The sequence below is a fragment of the Streptomyces sp. YS-3 genome (assembly GCF_045257485.1).
GTDB lineage: Bacteria > Actinomycetota > Actinomycetes > Streptomycetales > Streptomycetaceae > Streptomyces.
Genome location: NZ_JBJHPC010001017.1, coordinates 1 through 1,287 on the forward strand (window position 1 = coordinate 1; position 1,287 = coordinate 1,287).

1 protein-coding gene is annotated in these 1,287 nt (G+C 75.4%); it reads right to left on the bottom strand.

What is annotated here, in order from left to right; genetic code table 11:
• A partial coding sequence (locus tag ACJA3G_RS37180) for an MFS transporter (RefSeq protein WP_406557422.1) occupies positions 1–1,161 on the bottom strand: 1,161 nt, incomplete at its 3' end.
• Positions 1,162–1,287: the final 126 nt, after the last annotated feature.

Here is a 1,287-nt window from a genome sequence, read left to right on the forward strand (position 1 = left end):
GAGCGAGACCACGCCCAGCACCCCGGCCGTCACCGGCACCCCGGCCCCCGCCGCCAGCCATCCCGCGAGCGGGTACGTCAGCAGCCAGCAGCCGTGGGAGAGCGAGAACTGGGCGGCGAACGCGGCCGGCAGGTCGGCGGCGGGCGTGCAGCGGCGGATCAGCCGGCCGCCGGGGGTCAGGACCGCCGAGCTCGCCGCGCCGATCGCCGCCCAGGTCGCCAGCAGCCCGGCCCAGCTCCAACTGCCCGCCGGGACAAGGGTGGTGAGGGCCACCGCGACCAGGACGCCCGGCAGGGCGTAGGCCGCCGGGAGCATCACCGCGCGGTCGCTCGCCCGGGACAGCAGCCGGGGGAGCCACAGGGCGGCGGCGATGGAGCCGGCGCCGTACGCGCCGAGGGCCAGCGAGACCGCGCCGGCGGGTTCGTGGAAGTGGCCGCGCACCACGACCACCGTGTTGACGAAGACCATCGCGCCCGCCGCAGCCACCGCGAGGTCGAGGGCGAGCAGGGCCCGCAGCCGCGGCTCCGCCCAGAACAGCCGGGTCCCGGACGCCGCCTTGGCGTACGCGCCCCCGGTGCGCGCCACCGGCGCCTGCCGGGGCAGCACGGCCGACACCACCAGGGCCGCGGAGGCCAGGAAGCCCAGGGTCGTGCCCGCGAAGAGCCAGTGGTAGGAGACCGCGGTCAGCAGCAGGGCCGCCAGCGCGGGGCTCAGGAGGCTCTCCAGGTCGTACGCGAGGCGGGACATGGACAGCGCGTGGGTGTAGTCGCGCTCGGCGGGCAGGACGTCGGGCACGGTCGCCTGGAAGACCGGGGTGAAGGCGGCGGAGGCCGCCTGGAGCAGGAAGATCAGGGCGTACACCTGCCAGACCTGCGAGACGAACGGCAGGGTGAGGGCCACGCCCGCGCGGGTCAGATCGCTCGCCACGAGCAGGGCGCGGCGCGGGACGCGGTGGGCGAAGGCGCCCACGAGCGGGGCGACGCCGACATACGCCACCATCTTGATCGCCAGCGCGGTGCCGAGGACGGCCGAGGCGTGGCCGCCCGCCATGTCGTAGGCGAGCAGGCCGAGCGCGACGGTGGCGAGGCCGGTGCCGAGGAGCGCGACGACCTGCGCGGTGAACAGGTGGCGGTAGGTGCGGTTGCGCAGTACGGACAGCATGGGATCCGTCCCGGGGGCACGAGAGGGTGCGGGGATCACCATCGTAACCAATGCGTGCGTACCTATGCACATGTTCTTTGGGTGTCGGCCCGTGCGGCGGGGGTGCCGGGCGGGTCAGTCGTGCGG